The following is a 16,810-nucleotide window of genomic DNA, read 5'->3' as shown; positions in this document are numbered from 1 at the left end:
TGTTAGATGAAGAAATTTTTATTAGTAGCGGTTATCTCGGTTTTTGCCTTGGTGTTAACGGCTTGCGGAGGTTCTGGCGCTAGTTCAGACAAAGCAAACGGTTCAGGCAAAGCGAAAGACGGCGGCTCTCTTATTATCGGAGTTACAGGAGATCCAGAAGTTATCAATCCTAACTACGCTTCTGACCGTGTAACATTAACGATTCAACAAGCTGTATACGCACCGCTATTTTGGGAAGTTGACGGGAAACCGGCACTTGCAAAAAGCTTAGATATTTCAGATGACAACTTAACTTACACTGTGAAACTAAAAGATGGTTTAACTTGGCACGACGGCAAACCTTTAACTGCAGACGATGTAGTATTTACTGTTAATTCTATTTTAGATACAAAACAAAACAGCCCGAACCGCGGCAACTTTGTTTTTGACGATAAACCTGTAAAAGTAGAAGCAGTAGACGACACAACGGTGAAATTCACATTACCAACTGTTGCTCCAGCCTTTGAAAATACAATTAAAACTTTCTTCCCAATTCCAAAACACATTTTTGAAGGGGTAGAAAACATCGAGAAAAGTGATAAAAACAAAAATCCAATCGGCTCAGGTCCGTACAAATTTGTTGAATACAAAACAGGGGAATACGTTTCCTTAGAAAGATTCAACGACTACTTTGACGGCAAACCGAAATTGGATAAAGTTACTTTCCGAATCACAAAAGACCAAAACGCAGCTAATTTAGCACTGCAAAATGGTGAAATTAACTTAAAATCTATTCAACCTTCTGATAGAAACAAAGTAGAGAAAGCGAGCGCGGTAAACATTATCACTTACCCGGAAAATCGCTTAAGCTATGCGACATTCAACGAAAACCAACCAGCACTTAAATCAAAAGAACTTCGCCAAGCCCTTTCTTATGCGCTTGACCGTGAAGAAATCATTGATGCGGCTTACGGTTCAGATGAATACGCAAAACCAGCTTCCTCATTCCTAACAGAAAACACGAAATATTTCACTGATAAAGTAGAAACATACGACCAAGACATTGCCAAAGCGAAAAAATTAGTAAAAGAAAGTGGTTTTGATACAAGTCAAAAACTAACTGTTTACTATTTAAACAACAGTAAATCACAAGAAAGTATCGCGCTTTACTTGCAACAACAATACAAAGAAATCGGCGTGACACTGGACTTGAAACCAACAGATCCAAATGCACTTAGCAACATCACACTTGACCGTAAAAACGCAGATTACTCGATCGCGCTAAATGGTTATATCATGGGGAACGATCCGGATGCATATAAATCCCTATACCTAAGCGATGCGCCTTACAACTACTCAAACTACCACAACAAAGACCTAGACGCACTTTGGGAAAAAGGTGCTGTAACTGCTGACGACAAAGAACGTCAAGAAATCTATGAAAAAATCCAAAAAACAATTGCTGATGACGCTGTAATTTATCCAATTTCTTATGATAATGCAGTGCTAGCTCTTGATAGCCGTTACGGTGGACAAAAAGCTGCAACACCACAACCAGTAACAATGTTCCGTGATCTTTCTAAATTATATTTAACGGAATAATAATTAAAAATCATTCGTGAAAAATCTGACCTGCCATGCTTGTTTTTTGGCAGGTTCAGATTTTTACTTGTCATTTTTAGTGTTTTAGATAGGAGATAAATTATGCTAAAAACAATCATAAAACGCGTATTGCAAATTATTCCGATGCTATTTATTATTTCGATTATTTCGTTTGCCCTTATCAAATTAGCGCCCGGGGATCCCGTGAATTCCTTTGTTACGCCTGATATGAATCCTGATGATGTGGAGCGGATTAGACAGAGCTTAGGACTTGATCAACCGATTTATGTGCAGTACTTTATTTGGCTTGGAAACTTGTTGCAAGGGAATCTTGGTTATTCGATTGTGAACAGCCAGCCAGTTTTACAACAAATTTTAGAGAGAATTCCGGCGACACTTGGTTTGGTGGGAACTTCGCTTGTACTAACGCTACTATTATCAATTCCACTTGGTTTGGTTGCGGCGAATTATGAAAATACGTGGATTGATAAAGTGTTAAATGGGATTTCTTATATAGGGATTTCGATTCCGATTTTTTGGTTTGGGATGATTTTAATAGATGTATTTTCGATTCAGCTAGGTTGGCTTCCGAGTTTAGGAATGCGAACGATTGGGGTCGACTCTTTTTGGGATATGGCGGAGCATGCAATTTTGCCGGTTATAACGCTGACTTTCCAAGGGTGCGCGGCATACTATCGCTACGTCCGTTCGAATACCATTAACCAATTAAAAGAAGAATATGTTTTATTCGGTTATGCAAAAGGGCTGTCAAAAGTACAAATTATGGGGCATCACGTTTTGAAAAATTCCTTGTTGCCAGTCATAACGCTACTTGGGATGTCACTTCCGCAAGTCATTACAGGCGCTTTTATTACCGAAAGTATTTTTTCATGGCCGGGAATGGGTTCGCTTGGAATTAACGCGATTTTCCAACTAGATTATCCAGTTATTATGGCGATTACACTATTTTCAGCGCTGTTATTAATTATCGGAAACTTGCTGGCCGATTTAGCTTATATGATTGTCGATCCGCGGATTAGGGAAATGGGGTGAGGAGTTCATGATGCGATTAGATTTTTCGAAAAAAACAATGCAAGATTTCGAGCGGGATGCAGAAGTGGTTCACGCAACACGAGAGCGTAGTTTTTGGCGCTTTATGCTTGCTGACCGCCGCGCTGTTTTTGCGACGAGTGTGCTGATACTTATCACGGTGGCTTGTATTTTTGCGTTCCTTTCGCCTTATGACCCTAATGCTCTTTCCGTTCAGGACAAACTGATGCCACCAAATTCGTCGCACTGGTTTGGGACGGATGACCATGGTCGGGATTACTTGACGCGTGTCTTGTACGGTGGCCGGGTTTCGCTACTTGTTGGTGTGTTTGCGATGATGATTGCCGTTGTCGTTGGGACGCTCGCTGGGACAGTTAGTGGATACTTTGGTGGCTTCGTTGACAATATGGTGATGCGTTTTCTCGATATTTTCATGTCGATTCCGTCATTTTTCCTACTAATGATTTTAAATGCGTACTTAAAACCGGGAATTTCGAACATTATTATCATTATCGGATTGCTTTCTTGGATGGAAGTGGCGCGGATAGTCCGGGCAGAAACCCTGACACTAAAAGAACGTGAATTCATTTTGTACTCCAAGTCATCGGGTGGCGGATTTTTCCACATTATGTTCAAGCATATTATTCCAAACGCGATGCCATCCATCGTCGTTGCAGCTTCATTAAACGTCGCTACAGCCATTTTAACCGAGTCAGCACTAAGTTTCCTTGGCCTCGGCGTTCAACAACCTAACGCTTCGTGGGGCAGCATGCTGAACAATGCGCAAGGTTACGTCGGCGAAGCAACTTACTTGGCGCTTTTCCCAGGATTATTAATTTTAATGACGATTCTTTCATTTAACGTACTTGGCGACGTGCTGAGAAAAGGTTTGTCACGTAGATATTAAATTTGAAAGCACTTTGATTTTTAGTCAAAGTGTTTTTTTGTTTTTTTAAGAAAATGTACTTAAAGTAGAAGCGTAAAAAACGTGTTTCAGCCAATTTTCAAAGGATAAATTCACAAAACGCTCACAAAATAAGAATGCGTGCGATGCTATAATTAAGGGATAAGGTTTCATTATTATAGACAGAGATGAGGCGCAGAAATGAGTGAAATAAAAGTTAAAGAAGCAACATTAACAAAGTACGCAACAAAGTTAGAGTCTAAAGGGAAATCAGCCGAATATTTACCGATGAAAGGTGGCAATATGGCCTATAGCCAAGCCAATTCCATCAACCATTTTCGAACAGCATTGTTTGACTTGGTAGACGCCGTGGACAATTTTCAAAATGTGGTAGGAACGGATACCAAAAGATTGAAAGAATTAGGCGCATCATTTACTCGTAAAGACCAAGAGCTTGAACGGAGCATGGGATTGGGGGGTAAATAAATGGATGCAAAGAGCCAGCAAGCGGAGGCGCAATTGCAACTGCTGAAAAAAGAACAATCCGCGGCCGAAGATTTTTTGCAAGATTTACAACGACAACAAAATGAACAAGAGTGGTTAGCGGAAGATGTTGCGCGTGTTCACCAAGAAGAACGGGAGTCGCTGGAACTTTTGCGCGAAGTTTGGCAAGGTGCAGAATCGAGAAGTTTCGGCTACTATTTGGCAGATTTACTGGAAGAAGAGAAACAGATGTGGCATAAAAAAATCCAAGCAAATGAAGAGGAATGCCAACAAAAAATCACCGCTTGCCGAAAAAGTATTTACCAATTAGAAAATCAACAACAAGGTCTGCGAAAGGAGTTGTCACAGTGAGCCGAATTGACATCGGAGAAATACAAACCTTCGCGTACCAACTACATACAGCCAATGAAGCAGCGAGAAAAAGCATTAAAGACATCAAAAATGCCGTGAAAAACTATACCGAAGATGGCAGTTTAAAAGGAAAAGCAATTGACGCATCGAAAAATTATTACCAAATGACCTATTTCCCATTATGCGATGCGATAATCGAAGCCATGAACGAAAGTGAAGAAAGATTAGCGCAATATATAGCCGATTTTCACGCCCAAGTGGATGGTTCGGCTGATGCAAGAATTGATGCGGACGGTTTATATGAACTCGGGAAGATGATTGATTGTATTGAAGCGAAAAAAGAAGCACTAGCCCAGCGAATGAACACAGGAACGGAAGGACAGATGCAGAGCTATCGTTCCCAGCTAAGCATCGCCTACAAACAGGAAAATATCTTAGAGAAATACTTGGCTTTTGAACAAAGTCATGGCGGCTTTTTTGATAATTTAACAGATTTAGTCCAAGGAATTCAGCAAACCATTCGCGAACTCCAGTCGAACATTCAATTTAACAGTAAAACCGGCACCTATGATATGAGCAAACTGAATTTCACCACCGTGAGCCGGATGCAAAACGCCTTAGGAAAAGCATTAAACGACAACGCAAAAACATTTAATTTTGACGAATATCAAAAAACGTACCGCGGTCAAATGTGGGTGTTAATGAAAAATGGTATAGTAGATGTAGAAGCAACGAACGCTTACAATGCCGCCGTGCTTAACGGAGAATTACCACATGATGGGAATGCCCCAGAACAAGATGCGGAACAATTAAAGGCAGTACTAGAATCACTGAAAAACAAAAAAGATCCTATTACTGGAGTAGATATAAGTAGCGTACACGTTATATCTATTCTGAGTGGACTAGCATTTACATATACTGCTGGTAGATACAGAGGAAAGAAAATCAGTATTTCTAATCACGATTTATGGGAAATTAGAAACAAAAACGGCACTCAAAAAGTAATATATAGTGCTAATGGTAAACCTTATCTAAGAGCATTAAGAAGAACTCAATTTGATGAAGTTTTAAAAAACGGTTTCCCTAATGGAACAAAGTTCAATCAACATGCTTATAATTCACTTTTCAAATCTGGTAGAAAAGATATTATGCCTGATGATATCATTGAAGCACTAAGTAATAAACCAGTGCCATCAGAACCTGGAAGCGTAAAATATGTAAATGAAAAAACTGGAACTTCTGTATTTGTTAACCCTGAAACAAATACAGTTGTTGGAATATGGCCTCAAAAATTTAAACAGTAAGGAGTATAATTTTGAAAATAAAAAAAATATTACCACAAACAATAAAAAGTGAAGTTTATTTTATAGATGAAATTAAAAATTTTGATATTGTAACTGAAAAAATGAATGACAATTTCTACACCTACAGATTAGGAAGTAACGTTATGATGTGGTTGAATGATGAAGGGGTAATCGGGGAGATAGAGTGCATTTTTCCCGCACAAACAGATAATTTAATCACCTTATGGGAAGAAAAAAATACTGTAGTACAAAATGGATTTCCGATGATTGATACTGATATTATTGAGAACGAAGCTTTTATTCCAAAAGTAAGAGTTTTTAACCATGGTGATTATTTTATACTATATTTTAGTAATATGTATAAATACGATAAAGAAATTATTTCTGAAAAACTTACTTTTTATGTTAATGATACAGAATTAATTGCAATTAAAGCGGAAATAACTTGATGTTGAAAAATTATTATACAGGTTTCGAAGGGTATCCAGAAATTGACTTTTATACTTATATAAATGGTGAAAAAACAGGTATAGAAATGTGGGAAGGCTACTTTGATAATATTATGAATGAATTTAGTCCAGTTGATGGTAGATGGGCTTCCTTAGCATATTATTATCATTTATATGAAGGTTGGTATGATGAAAGCCCTTGGGTGATTCCAAACAACAAAAAAGCCTTGGAACAATTTGGAACAATCGATATAAAAGTATTGGACAATGTGACACAAGAGATTATGATGAAACTAATTAAGTTATTAAAAGATAACTTAGATGGCGAAATTTTTATAGAGTATTCTTAATAAAACAAAGGGAACCTTTAGTTTATATAAAGGTTCCCTTTGTTTTATTCAATACTTTTTGACATTTAAAGTTAACTCATTCCAATCATTCTCCATACTGTGGCCAAATGTGGGTGTTAATGAAAAATGGTATAGTAGACGTAGAAGCAACGAACGCGTATAATTCTGCTGTGCTCGGTGGGGAAATGCCGCATGAAAGCAATGAAGCACAGGAAGAAGCAGAGTTGTTGCAGGCGGTTATTCAATCGGTGAAAGAAGGGGTAGGCCCGGTTACTGGGCAAGAGATAAGTAAGGCGCAAGGGTTTAGTATTATAAGTGGCGTTATCTTTTACTACGCTGGTGGTGGGTATAAAGGGAAGAAGATTAAGATTCCTAAGAAGTGGTTGGATAGAAGAAGGAATGTCAATAGAATTGATTTTCTGCAGAGTGTTAATATTAAAGACTTTGTAGTTAAAGACAAGCATTTACGTAATTCTACGGCAAAGCGTGCAAGAAAGTTTGATGCAGAAACCTCAGAAGAGGCTAATTTGATAGTACAAGATGCATTGAAAAATGGTAAAGTCAAAAAAATTGAAGATAATGGCCTAGGAAGTCAAAGGCAAAAATCTTATTCTGCAATAATAGATACGGAAAAAAATGTTGGAACAAAAGGCGAGTCGCATATTAAAATTGTATATGATGAATTAAATAATGTGTGGACTGTATATCCAGTTCCGGCACCATGAAGAAGGTGGAGATTAATATGAATAATATAGATAGTATTATGTCTAAATACAACAAACAACAAGTTAGTAAAATTAAAGATTTTCTATTATCTGAAATAGATTCAGACAATATAGAAGAAACCATTGATTTTGTAAAAAGTAACAATCAAGAGAAAATGGGTAAATTTCAAGATATTCTGTATGATGGTGGAATTTATTCAGGTTTATTTATAGAAGGAAATCAATATTTGATTTCTAGTTCTAATCGTAAAGTCTTAATAATTGACGCAGTTAGCGAAGAAAATGGAGTGGATAAAGAGCTTACTCGAATAGAATGTTCGCTTGAAGACTTTACTTTTTTACTGAGGAATATAAAAGATGTCCTGAGATATGAGGAGTTTTAGACTTAGAATCAATGAACACGTATAGTGCAGCCCTCTTAGCTCGAGATTATCGCAGAAGTGCTAGTGTCTAATATTTTGAGTGGCATATTCTTTACTGATGATTATGGAGGTATACAAAATTGGATCAAAAAATAAAGGATATCTATCATATAGATGACTCTTTTTCTATTGATAATGAAAAATACAATAAGTGGCTAAAATCATTGTTGAATAAAACTAGAGGCGAAATTACTGAAAATGATGTATATACGATGCTTTTGCAACAAGAACTAGAGGATTTAGCTATAGAAAAAGCGATTGAATTCATTAAAATAGACCCATTAGCTGGAGAAATGTGGGATGGACAATTTTTAGAACAGCTAGCAGGAATCTCGGTCGATAAATTGGTAGCTTACAAAGAGGAGTTGCAAAAATTAATACCTTATATGGATAATCAAATTAACGAAATCTTGTGGGATTTTGAAACTGAAAAAGAGGAATTCCTATTTAGATATGCGAAGTTTAAAGATAAAGTAGCTAATTTATGAAAAGAAATAAAAACCCAGCAATTACATAATTGCTGGGTTTTTCCAAACTGCTAATCAGTCCTCTATTTCTCCACCCGAATAAACTTATAACTATAAGGCGAACCAAAAGCATGTTTCTGCACGCCCGTAATATCCGTACGTTGCAACACCGCTGTTTGATGTTGATAAAGTGGTAAAATCGCCGCGTCATCATCAAGCAGAACTTTCTCGGAAGCTACAAAAGCATTCCAACGTTCTTCTGGCTTCGTCGCAAGTGTTGTATCCGTCGATTTTACAAGCTTATCATAAGCGGGACTGTTGTAGCTCATATGGTTATTAAAGTAATCAGATAAGAATAAACTACTATACGTCCACGGATCCTTAAAGTCAGGCATCCAAGCAGCCAGTGACAAGTCATAATTACCATCAGAAGTTAGCTGTGTCGCGCTCTTCGAAGGCATATTTTTCACTTTAATTGTCACGCCTGGTAAATTATCTTCAAACTGCGCTTTCAAATAAGCGAAAATGGTTTTCGTTGTTTCTTGGTCATCGCCGAGCAGTTCAATCGTTACTTTGTCAGTGCCAAGTTCTTTTTGTGCTTGTTTCCAATATTTTAAAGCTTCTTCTTTATTATAAACTAAATGGTCGCCGCTATCTGTGCGGAAATCAGCGCCTGTTGTTGGGTTTTGGACGAAATCTTTTGGAAGAAGTCCGTTTGCTGGGAAGGAACCATCGCCGAGAATTCGGTCAGTTAATTGCTGTTTATCGACGGCTAAATTAAGTGCGTGACGCAAGGAATTGTTCGCAAGCGGAGTCGTTTTACCGTCACGTTTTTGGTTCATACGCAAATAACTTATCAGCGCATCTTTCTCAGTTAGGAAATCTTTTTTATCTTTATATTGTTTAGCGAAATCGCCTGAAAGTGGCGCGCGGTCGGCACCGTTCGTATTATAAAGGTTCACGCCGGCGTTAATATCTTTCGCGACTTGCACGTCAATTTCATTTACTTTGACATTATCTTTGTCCCAATATTGGTCGTTTTTTGCGTAAGTCCATTTATTCGTAATGTTACCGCCCCAATCCTTCATGACAAAAGGGCCATTGTATAAAGTATGCGCACTATCTGTACCATATTTATCGCCTTGTTTTTTCACATAACTTTCTTTTTGTGGGAAAAATGTTTCAAAAGAAAGGAGTGAAATGAAGTATGGAACTGGTTTTTTAAGTGTGATTTCTAGCGTCGTTGGATCTGTTGCAACGACACCAAGATCAGTTACAGGTAATTTGCCTTCATTAATTTCAGTGGCGTTTTTAATCGAATCTTTGAAAAGCGCGGAGTAGCCCGGTGCGGTTTTTGGATCAACGGCACGGCGCCACGCATAGACGAAATCATCAGCGGTTACTTGGGAACCATCAGACCATTTCGCGTTTTTCTTTAATTTAATGGTATATTTCGTTTGGTCAGCGCTGATTTCTGGCATTCCATCAGCAACCCCAGGAACAAAGTTATCTTTTTGATCAAGTGTGTATAATCCCTCGAAGACTTGGTTTTGTGCGGTAAAGCTAGCAAAGTCTTCCTCAGCTGTCGTATTTAAAGTCAGTAATTCACTGGTTTCAAGAAATTTAATTTTGTCCGGGGAAGTTTTTGTCGTAGATTTTTCATTGTCATTTCCGCATGCTGTGAGTAAAAGTACTGTCAAAATGGCAAAAATAGGCAATGTTTTCTTTAAAAAATGCATGATTTTCTCCCCTTCTATCTGTGTATTTATCGTTATTATAAGTATTCCGATAAGATAAGTCAAATTAATAGTTTGACAAAAAAACAGCTTGACGCAAAAAAAATCTCATGATAAGATATTGCTTGCAAATAAGAATGGTTACGTTTTACGATGCGTAATCAAATTTTACATAGCGCGGTTTTAGATTTTAAATCGTAATCATTACGAAAAAGGAGAGATTGTATGAAGAAATGGTCGTTTTTAGTTGTAACAGTGTTGGCGTTCGTTTTCGTTTTGGCGGGATGTGGCGCTGGTAGCGATAAAGTAAGTGGGGATAAGGATAAACTCAAAGTAGTGACAACTTTTTACCCGATGTATGATTTTACCAAAAATGTGGCTGGAGATAATGCTTCGATTGAAATGCTGATTGACGCCAGAACAGAACCGCATGATTACGAGCCGAGTGCGAAAGATATTGCTAAAATCGAAGCGGCAGATGTGTTCGTGTATAACAGCGAAGACATGGAAACATGGGTGCCGAGCGTACTTAAAAGCCTAGACTCGAAAAAAATAACCGTGATTGATGCTAGTAAGGGAATTGAGCTCGCGGAAGGTACGGAAGAAGAGGAAGACCACGATCATGACCACGAAGAAGGCCACCATCACGAGCATGATCCACACGTATGGTTAAGCCCAGTCCTAGCACAACAAGAAGTGGCTAACATCCAGAACGGTCTAGCAAAAGCGGATAAAACAAATGCAGATACATACAAAAAGAACGCAGAAAACTATACTGACAAATTAAAAACACTCGATAATAAGTTTAAAACAGCTTTTGAAGGCGCGAAACAACGCGATTTCGTAACTCAACACGCAGCATTCCAATATTTAGCAAAAGAATATGACTTACATCAAGTCGCAATTGCCGGTCTTTCACCTGACCAAGAGCCGAGTCCAGCGCGATTAGCCGAACTGCAAAAATACGTAAAAGAAAACAACATCAGTACCATTTATTTTGAAGAAGTAGCATCACCAAAAGTAGCAGAAACCCTCGCTAACGAAACTGGCGCAAAACTAGAAGTACTAAGTCCAATCGAAGGAATCACCGATAAAGAACAGAAAAAAGGCATGGATTACATTGCTTATATGGAACAAAATTTACAAGCTTTGCAAAAAACAATTAAATAAGGAAGCGATCAAATGAAATATATCGATATAGCCAATATTGGTTTTAAATATGAATCCGAGCCAGTGCTTGAAAATATTTCATTTCAAGTGAGTGCGGGAGAATTCATCATACTAACAGGAGAAAACGGAGCAGCTAAATCAACACTGCTCCGTATTATTTTGGGAATTTTGCATCCGGATAAAGGTTCAGTTACTTTTGCGAAAAAGAATGCAGATGGCGGGCGACTTTTAACAGGTTATGTACCACAGCAAATTGCATCATTTAATGCTGGTTTTCCAAGTACGGTTCTAGAATTAGTGAGATCCGGGCGCTTTCCAAATGATAAATGGTTCAAACGGCTGACTGCAAAAGACCATGCGCATGTCGAAAAAGCACTGAAATCTGTAGAAATGTGGGATTTCCGTCATAAACGTATCGGCGAGCTATCTGGCGGTCAAAAGCAGCGGATTTGTTTGGCGCGAATGTTCGCAACTGACCCGGATATCTTGATTTTGGATGAACCGCAAACTGCGATGGATAAAAATAGTAAAATTCGCTTTTATGATTTATTGAAGCATGAAGCGCAAGTTCATAATAAAGCGATTTTGATGGTAACACATGATAGCGAAGAAATGGAAGATTATGTTGATAAGCATATTCGCCTGATTAGAAAGGAGGATGTATCATGGAAATGTTTCTCTATGGATTTATGCAAAGAGCCTTCCAAGCATCAATGATTATTGCTATTATTGCACCTCTTTTAGGCGTTTTCTTAATTATACGCAGACAGTCACTTATGGCTGACACGTTGTCGCATGTATCGCTTGCGGGCGTTGCTTTTGGGTTGATTTTAAATGTGAATCCAAGTATCACGACGCTGATTGTAGTTGTGATTGCGGCGCTTGGAATTGAGTATTTGCGAGGGGTTTATGCAACTTATTCGGAGTTATCGATTGCGATATTAATGGCTGGGGGACTTGCTGTCGCGCTTGTTCTGATGAGTTTGGATCAAGGTGGAATGACAACGAGTGTGCAACAATACTTATTTGGCTCGATTGTGACAATAAGTAAGGCGCAAGTGCAGTTGTTGGTCATTTTAGGAGTGGCTATTGTAGTGTTGTTCTTAGTGTTTAAACGGTTTATGTTTGTGCTTACTTTCAGTGAAGATGTGGCGGTTGCAGAAGGAGTTCCGGTGCGTTTGATTTCGCTGTTATTCAGTGTAGTGACTGGGATTGCGATTGCGGTCATTATGCCAATAGCCGGAGCCTTACTAGTATCAGCGCTCATTATACTGCCAGCTGCAATCGGTATGCGCATTTCAAAAGGGTTCCTGATGTGTGTCATTAGTGCTATTCTAATTGGTTTAGTTGGAATGTTTTCGGGTCTTGTTTCCTCTTACCAATTAGGAACCCCACCAGGCGCAACGATTACACTCATGTTTATTGTGCTTTTCGTTATTTCAACACTTGTTTTAAAAGTGGTGCGCAAATGATTTTTAGATAGATTGTAGCAATAGTGTATACAATTCTTTACTACGAATAACCCAATTCTTATCTTTCTTTTCAATCTGATTTGTTAGTTTGAGATGTTGTAAATCCTTGTAAAAACAGCTTTTCGAAAGGTTGCTATAAGAAAGTAAATGGCTTGTTTTAATTGCTTGAGGCAGTACAACGGTCCCATCTTCTTGAGGAAAACCATGAAGCAAACCCATATTCGAAAAAGTGATTTTAAGTTTTTCAGAAGCCGGACTACTTGCCATTAAACTTTTAAAGTAAACATGGGTAGTCTGGTTTTTCATTATGAAAAATTGAAATCCGAAATTCTCAGGGAACATCGAAAGAAAATAAGACATATCTGCTTTGGAATACTTATAAAGCGAGCATTTAGCGAGCGTTTTAAAATTAAAGCGATTATTACTTTGATCCAGTAACGTAAAATAATTTAAAAATGTTCCTTTGCCTTGAATAGAATAAATTTTCGAGTGCTCTTTACCATCATTCAAAAGCAAAGCAACGTATCCATCAACTATAAGATAAATGTAATTATCCACGTCATCTTTGTCGGTTAACAAGCTGGCGTTTTTTGGTACCTCTACTTTTTCATATGCAATTTTTCCTTCATGGGACAGACGAATGAATTCTTGGTAATTATATAAAGTCTTTGGCATGACGTTTCTCCAATCTTGTTCAAGTCTTTTGTAAACATAATTGTATCAGAATGCTGAAGAGGCGTTGTATGCAGTATAGTAGTGTTTTACGGATAAATGTTTCCAAAATGTGAATTTTTTCAACATATAGAAGTCTATTTTTAAGAAAAAAGTAGCATTTGACCACTGGAGTATAGGGGTTAAACTGTTTTGTTGAAAAAGTCCAAAAATAGTATTTTATATCGAATTGATACGAATGTACGTTCTGTGTTATAATTCAACTGGATTGAAAGGGAGGCTTATTGATGGAAAAAGTGCAGATTTCAGTGAGGCGTTTAGTCGAGTTTGTTCAGAGAAGTGGTAGCATTGACAGCCGAATGACCAGTTCAGACCGCGCCTTGGAAGGAACCAAAATTCATCAATTACTCCAAAAAGAAGCGGGAGAAGAATACGTTGCAGAAGTGCGGTTAAGCATTGACAGGGAAGTGGACGGGGTTACATTTTCGCTTGATGGTCGTGCGGACGGCATTATTAACGAACAAATGATAGATGAAATTAAAACTACCGAAACACCAATGGAAGAAATTACTGAAGATTTTCGCCCACTCCATTGGGCACAGCTGATTTGTTACGGTTTTATGCTCGCTGAAAAGTCGGATTTGCCAGAAGTTACGCTGCAATTAACGTATTATCAAGTGACTGATAAAGAAGTAAAACAATTTCAACGCGTGATGAGCCGCGCGGAAATGACTGATTTTGTAGATGACTTACTTTCCAAATATGCGGTTTGGGCAAAGGCGGCGGCAGCTTGGGAAATGAAGCGAAATAAAACGATTCAAGAATTAACTTTTCCATATGACAGCTATAGAAGTGGGCAAAGAGAGCTAGCGATTGCGGTGTACCGGACCGTCTCCTCGGAAGAAGGTTTGTTTTGTGAAGCTCCCACCGGCATTGGCAAAACGATGTCGACTTTGTTTCCAGGTGTCAAAGCAATGGGTGAAGGGAAGACCGATAAACTTTTCTACTTCACTGCAAAAACAATTACACGGCAAGTTGCCGAAGATGCGCTTGATGAAATGCGACGTAAAGGTTTGGCTGCCAGAAGCGTGACGATTACTGCGAAAGATAAGATATGCTTTTTAGATGAACGAAAATGTGAGCCGGACCATTGCCAATTTGCGCGAGGTTATTATGATCGTTTGAATGAAGGTTTATTTGATATGTTGCAGTCCGAAGAAGCGATTACTCGGACAGTTGTAGAGGAATACGCCCGAAAATATACACTTTGTCCATTTGAATTATCGCTGGATGTGGCACTTTTTTGTGATGTAATTGTTTGCGATTATAATTATTTATTTGACCCGGTCGTTTATTTGAAACGCTTTTTTGCGGAAGGGCCGGGGAAGTACACATTTCTAGTAGATGAGGTGCACAACTTAGTAGACCGTGCTCGCTCGATGTACTCTGCCACACTGCGAAAATCAATGGTGCTACAAGTGAAACGTGGCTTGGATAAAAAAGCAAATAAACGACTACTAAACGCCATAAACGCGATGAATAAAGAGCTGATTGCACTCAATAAAAAACTAACAGAATTAGGCGAAACCATTTACGTCGAAAAAGAAAAGTTGGCAGATTGGAACGATGCCGTAGTGAAATTCACGTTTGTAGCGAAAGAATGGCTACCGCAAAATACCCAGTCAGAGTCGCAAGCGGATGTGTTAGAACTGTACTTTGAAAGCTTGAGATATATAGCGATTGCGGAATTTTATGATGAGCGTTACGTGACACAAGTGACAAGAAGTCGTGGTGATTTAGAAGTAAAACAGCTATGTTTGGACCCGTCGTTCTTATTATCAGAAAAGCTAAAACTAGGCAGTAGCTCGGTGCTCTTTTCAGCGACACTTCGGCCAATCGATTACTATACGAATGTGCTCGGCGGGGAAAAAGATACGAGCCGAATGATGTTCGCTTCCCCTTTTAAACAAAAAAATATGCACTTGCTTGTGGCTAATTATATAAGCACAAAATATCAAATGCGCGAAGCTAGTCTAGAGGCTGTTGTCGATGCTCTATATGCTCTAGCTGCTGGGAAAACAGGAAACTACTTATTTTTCTTCCCATCATTTCTATATCTCGAAAATGTATACGACTTATTTAAAGAGAAATATCCAAATATCCGCTTGCAAAAACAAGAAAACTCAATGGATGAAGCGCAACGAGAGCATTTTTTGGAAGGGTTTCAAGCTGGAAATGAAGAAACTTTAATTGGTTTTTGCGTGTTAGGCGGCGTTTTTTCAGAGGGTATCGACCTTCGGGGTGAGCGGCTAGTTGGCGCGGCGATTGTTGGCGTAGGTCTAGCACAACTGAATCATGAATCTGATTTGATTAAAGACTATTATAATAAAACGCTTGGTCGGGGATTTGATTACGCCTACCAAATACCGGGAATGAATAAAGTGCTTCAAGCGGTTGGGCGAGTCATTCGCGGAGAATCGGACCGCGGGGTTGTGTTACTCATAGAAGAACGTTTTTCCGCCGACCGATATAGAGCACTATTTCCAGCGCACTGGAATCATGCGAAAACAGTGAAGAGCACGACCGAGATTTCCCAAGAAGTGAATGGATTTTGGCGGAATAGCTGATTTTCTAGTAGAATAGAAGTAATTAGTCATTTTTGGGAGGAAATTATGTATAAAATTATTGCGATAGATATTGATGGCACATTATTAAATGACGCGCACGAAATCACACCAGCAGTGCGTGATTCTATTAAAGCAGCAAAAGAAAAAGGAGTAAAAGTTGTATTATGTACAGGTCGTCCGCTCGCGGGAATTAAAAAAAGCTTAATCGAACTAGATCTTTTAGATGCCGGCGACTACGCGATCACATTTAACGGCGCGGTTGTTTTAGAAACAGCCTCCGAAAAAACGTTAGCTGATATTACCTTAAATAAAACAGAGCTAGAAGAAATTTATGCATTTTGCCACGCAGAAAATGTGAATGTGACTTATTTTGATGATAAAAATATGTATGTTCCTAGCCGCAAAATTACAGAAATCACTTGTCAGGACTCGTTATTATTACAAACGCCACTGTATCATTTGCCAGTTGAAGAGGCGCCTGATTCTATCCACGTCTCAAAAGTAATGTTGCTAGATTCACCTGAAAAAATTACCGATGTCATCCAAAAATTACCAGCGACAATTAAAGACAAATTTTATGTAGTTCGTAGTGTCCCTTATAATCTGGAATTCTTGCAAAAAGGCGTGAATAAAGGGTCAGCACTCGCAAGTTTAGCTGATAAATTGGGTGTGGATCAAAGTGAAGTCATGAGTATCGGCGACCAAGAAAACGATATTACGATGATTGAATACGCAGGAATGGGCGTTGCGATGGGAAATGCGACAGAGCATATTAAAGAAATTGCCAACTATACAACAACGACCAATAACGAAGATGGCGTAGCGCAAGCGATTCAAATGCTCGTGCTCAACCGCTAGAAAACAGTAGTAAAAATAGAATTTCGTCATACAGCATAAATGACGATTAACACAGAGCCTAAAGATTGCAATAAAAAGCCAAAATTTCCTATAAAGGAGTTTTGGTTTTTTTGTCTAATTAAGTACTTAATAACATATCTTCCTTTTAAATTGTCACTGAAAGTTCAT

The 16,810-nt window shown here is 38.5% G+C and carries 17 protein-coding genes and 1 pseudogene; 16 read left to right on the top strand and 2 right to left on the bottom strand.

Going from position 1 to position 16,810, the window contains the following annotated elements; translation table 11 throughout:
• Window positions 1–6: 6 nt before the first annotated feature.
• The 11 genes and pseudogenes from HCJ55_RS08080 (at window position 7) to HCJ55_RS08030 (ending at window position 8,128) form a co-directional block, all read left to right on the top strand.
• On the top strand, window positions 7–1,581 hold the full coding sequence (locus HCJ55_RS08080; protein WP_185504174.1) for an ABC transporter substrate-binding protein: 1,575 nt from the start codon (window positions 7–9) through the stop codon (window positions 1,579–1,581).
• A 102-nt stretch (window positions 1,582–1,683) separates the two neighbouring features.
• Window positions 1,684–2,634 (top strand): ABC transporter permease, encoded by a 951-nt coding sequence (locus HCJ55_RS08075; RefSeq protein WP_003724034.1) that lies wholly within the window; start codon window positions 1,684–1,686, stop codon window positions 2,632–2,634.
• A gap of 10 nt (window positions 2,635–2,644) precedes the next feature.
• Window positions 2,645–3,538, top strand: coding sequence for an ABC transporter permease (locus HCJ55_RS08070; protein WP_008946540.1), 894 nt, complete (start codon window positions 2,645–2,647; stop codon window positions 3,536–3,538).
• A 198-nt stretch (window positions 3,539–3,736) separates the two neighbouring features.
• Complete coding sequence (locus tag HCJ55_RS08065) at window positions 3,737–4,021, top strand: DUF3130 domain-containing protein (RefSeq protein ID WP_185517708.1); 285 nt, start codon at window positions 3,737–3,739, stop codon at window positions 4,019–4,021.
• Window positions 4,022–4,390, top strand: a complete 369-nt coding sequence (locus tag HCJ55_RS08060; protein ID WP_185517707.1) for a DNA double-strand break repair Rad50 ATPase — start codon at window positions 4,022–4,024, stop codon at window positions 4,388–4,390.
• Window positions 4,387–5,694 (top strand): T7SS effector LXG polymorphic toxin, encoded by a 1,308-nt coding sequence (locus HCJ55_RS08055; protein ID WP_185517706.1) that lies wholly within the window; start codon window positions 4,387–4,389, stop codon window positions 5,692–5,694. Before HCJ55_RS08060 ends, HCJ55_RS08055 begins: the two co-directional genes overlap by 4 nt.
• An 11-nt stretch (window positions 5,695–5,705) precedes the next feature.
• A complete protein-coding gene (locus HCJ55_RS08050; protein WP_014931075.1) occupies window positions 5,706–6,143 on the top strand; it encodes a hypothetical protein in 438 nt (145 codons plus the stop codon).
• On the top strand, window positions 6,143–6,493 hold the full coding sequence (locus tag HCJ55_RS08045) for a dihydroorotate dehydrogenase (quinone) (protein WP_185517705.1): 351 nt from the start codon (window positions 6,143–6,145) through the stop codon (window positions 6,491–6,493). Before HCJ55_RS08050 ends, HCJ55_RS08045 begins: the two co-directional genes overlap by 1 nt.
• Before the next feature lie 95 nt (window positions 6,494–6,588).
• Window positions 6,589–6,909: pseudogene (locus HCJ55_RS13915) on the top strand (T7SS effector LXG polymorphic toxin); the annotation flags it as partial.
• A gap of 326 nt (window positions 6,910–7,235) precedes the next feature.
• Window positions 7,236–7,601, top strand: coding sequence for a hypothetical protein (locus HCJ55_RS08035; protein ID WP_008946553.1), 366 nt, complete (start codon window positions 7,236–7,238; stop codon window positions 7,599–7,601).
• 119 nt (window positions 7,602–7,720) lie between these two features.
• The gene (locus tag HCJ55_RS08030) at window positions 7,721–8,128 is read left to right on the top strand and encodes a contact-dependent growth inhibition system immunity protein (protein ID WP_008946554.1); all 408 of its coding nucleotides are present in this window, start codon (window positions 7,721–7,723) and stop codon (window positions 8,126–8,128) included.
• A gap of 62 nt (window positions 8,129–8,190) precedes the next feature.
• Here HCJ55_RS08030 and HCJ55_RS08025 read toward each other — a convergent pair whose 3' ends face one another.
• Window positions 8,191–9,846 (bottom strand): peptide ABC transporter substrate-binding protein, encoded by a 1,656-nt coding sequence (locus tag HCJ55_RS08025; RefSeq protein ID WP_185517704.1) that lies wholly within the window; start codon window positions 9,844–9,846, stop codon window positions 8,191–8,193.
• Between the two features lie 222 nt (window positions 9,847–10,068).
• Between HCJ55_RS08025 and HCJ55_RS08020 the strand changes: the two genes are divergently transcribed.
• Genes HCJ55_RS08020 through HCJ55_RS08010 form a run of 3 tightly spaced genes read left to right on the top strand, consistent with a single transcriptional unit; the run spans window position 10,069 to window position 12,485 of the window.
• Window positions 10,069–11,013, top strand: coding sequence for a metal ABC transporter substrate-binding protein (locus HCJ55_RS08020; RefSeq protein ID WP_185517703.1), 945 nt, complete (start codon window positions 10,069–10,071; stop codon window positions 11,011–11,013).
• A gap of 12 nt (window positions 11,014–11,025) precedes the next feature.
• Entirely contained in the window at window positions 11,026–11,730 is a 705-nt protein-coding gene (locus HCJ55_RS08015; RefSeq protein ID WP_008946558.1) for a metal ABC transporter ATP-binding protein, read from the top strand.
• A complete protein-coding gene (locus tag HCJ55_RS08010; protein ID WP_185517702.1) occupies window positions 11,679–12,485 on the top strand; it encodes a metal ABC transporter permease in 807 nt (268 codons plus the stop codon). Before HCJ55_RS08015 ends, HCJ55_RS08010 begins: the two co-directional genes overlap by 52 nt.
• Before the next feature lie 3 nt (window positions 12,486–12,488).
• On the opposite strand, the gene HCJ55_RS08005 is transcribed toward HCJ55_RS08010, so the two are convergent.
• Entirely contained in the window at window positions 12,489–13,160 is a 672-nt protein-coding gene (locus HCJ55_RS08005; protein WP_185504164.1) for a Crp/Fnr family transcriptional regulator, read from the bottom strand.
• A 284-nt stretch (window positions 13,161–13,444) separates the two neighbouring features.
• Here HCJ55_RS08005 and HCJ55_RS08000 point away from each other — a divergent pair, with 284 nt between their 5' ends.
• Window positions 13,445–15,784, top strand: a complete 2,340-nt coding sequence (locus tag HCJ55_RS08000; protein ID WP_185517701.1) for an ATP-dependent DNA helicase — start codon at window positions 13,445–13,447, stop codon at window positions 15,782–15,784.
• 45 nt (window positions 15,785–15,829) lie between these two features.
• A complete protein-coding gene (gene yidA, locus HCJ55_RS07995) occupies window positions 15,830–16,642 on the top strand; it encodes a sugar-phosphatase (RefSeq protein ID WP_185517700.1) in 813 nt (270 codons plus the stop codon).
• Window positions 16,643–16,810: the final 168 nt, after the last annotated feature.

This window comes from Listeria marthii (genome assembly GCF_014227425.1).
GTDB classification, from domain to species: Bacteria; Bacillota; Bacilli; order Lactobacillales; family Listeriaceae; genus Listeria; species Listeria marthii.
This window is presented reverse-complemented; position numbering and strand designations above follow the sequence as displayed.

Coding starts and splice junctions, on each gene's coding strand:
- HCJ55_RS08080 (WP_185504174.1), top strand. CDS start 7: ATGAAGAAATTTTTATTAGTAGCGGTTATCTCGGTTTTTGCCTTGGTG.
- HCJ55_RS08075 (WP_003724034.1), top strand. CDS start 1,684: ATGCTAAAAACAATCATAAAACGCGTATTGCAAATTATTCCGATGCTA.
- HCJ55_RS08070 (WP_008946540.1), top strand. CDS start 2,645: ATGCGATTAGATTTTTCGAAAAAAACAATGCAAGATTTCGAGCGGGAT.
- HCJ55_RS08065 (WP_185517708.1), top strand. CDS start 3,737: ATGAGTGAAATAAAAGTTAAAGAAGCAACATTAACAAAGTACGCAACA.
- HCJ55_RS08060 (WP_185517707.1), top strand. CDS start 4,022: ATGGATGCAAAGAGCCAGCAAGCGGAGGCGCAATTGCAACTGCTGAAA.
- HCJ55_RS08045 (WP_185517705.1), top strand. CDS start 6,143: ATGTTGAAAAATTATTATACAGGTTTCGAAGGGTATCCAGAAATTGAC.
- HCJ55_RS08035 (WP_008946553.1), top strand. CDS start 7,236: ATGAATAATATAGATAGTATTATGTCTAAATACAACAAACAACAAGTT.
- HCJ55_RS08025 (WP_185517704.1), bottom strand. CDS start 9,846: ATGCATTTTTTAAAGAAAACATTGCCTATTTTTGCCATTTTGACAGTA.
- HCJ55_RS08020 (WP_185517703.1), top strand. CDS start 10,069: ATGAAGAAATGGTCGTTTTTAGTTGTAACAGTGTTGGCGTTCGTTTTC.
- HCJ55_RS08015 (WP_008946558.1), top strand. CDS start 11,026: ATGAAATATATCGATATAGCCAATATTGGTTTTAAATATGAATCCGAG.
- HCJ55_RS08010 (WP_185517702.1), top strand. CDS start 11,679: ATGGAAATGTTTCTCTATGGATTTATGCAAAGAGCCTTCCAAGCATCA.
- HCJ55_RS08005 (WP_185504164.1), bottom strand. CDS start 13,160: ATGCCAAAGACTTTATATAATTACCAAGAATTCATTCGTCTGTCCCAT.
- HCJ55_RS08000 (WP_185517701.1), top strand. CDS start 13,445: ATGGAAAAAGTGCAGATTTCAGTGAGGCGTTTAGTCGAGTTTGTTCAG.
- yidA (WP_185517700.1), top strand. CDS start 15,830: ATGTATAAAATTATTGCGATAGATATTGATGGCACATTATTAAATGAC.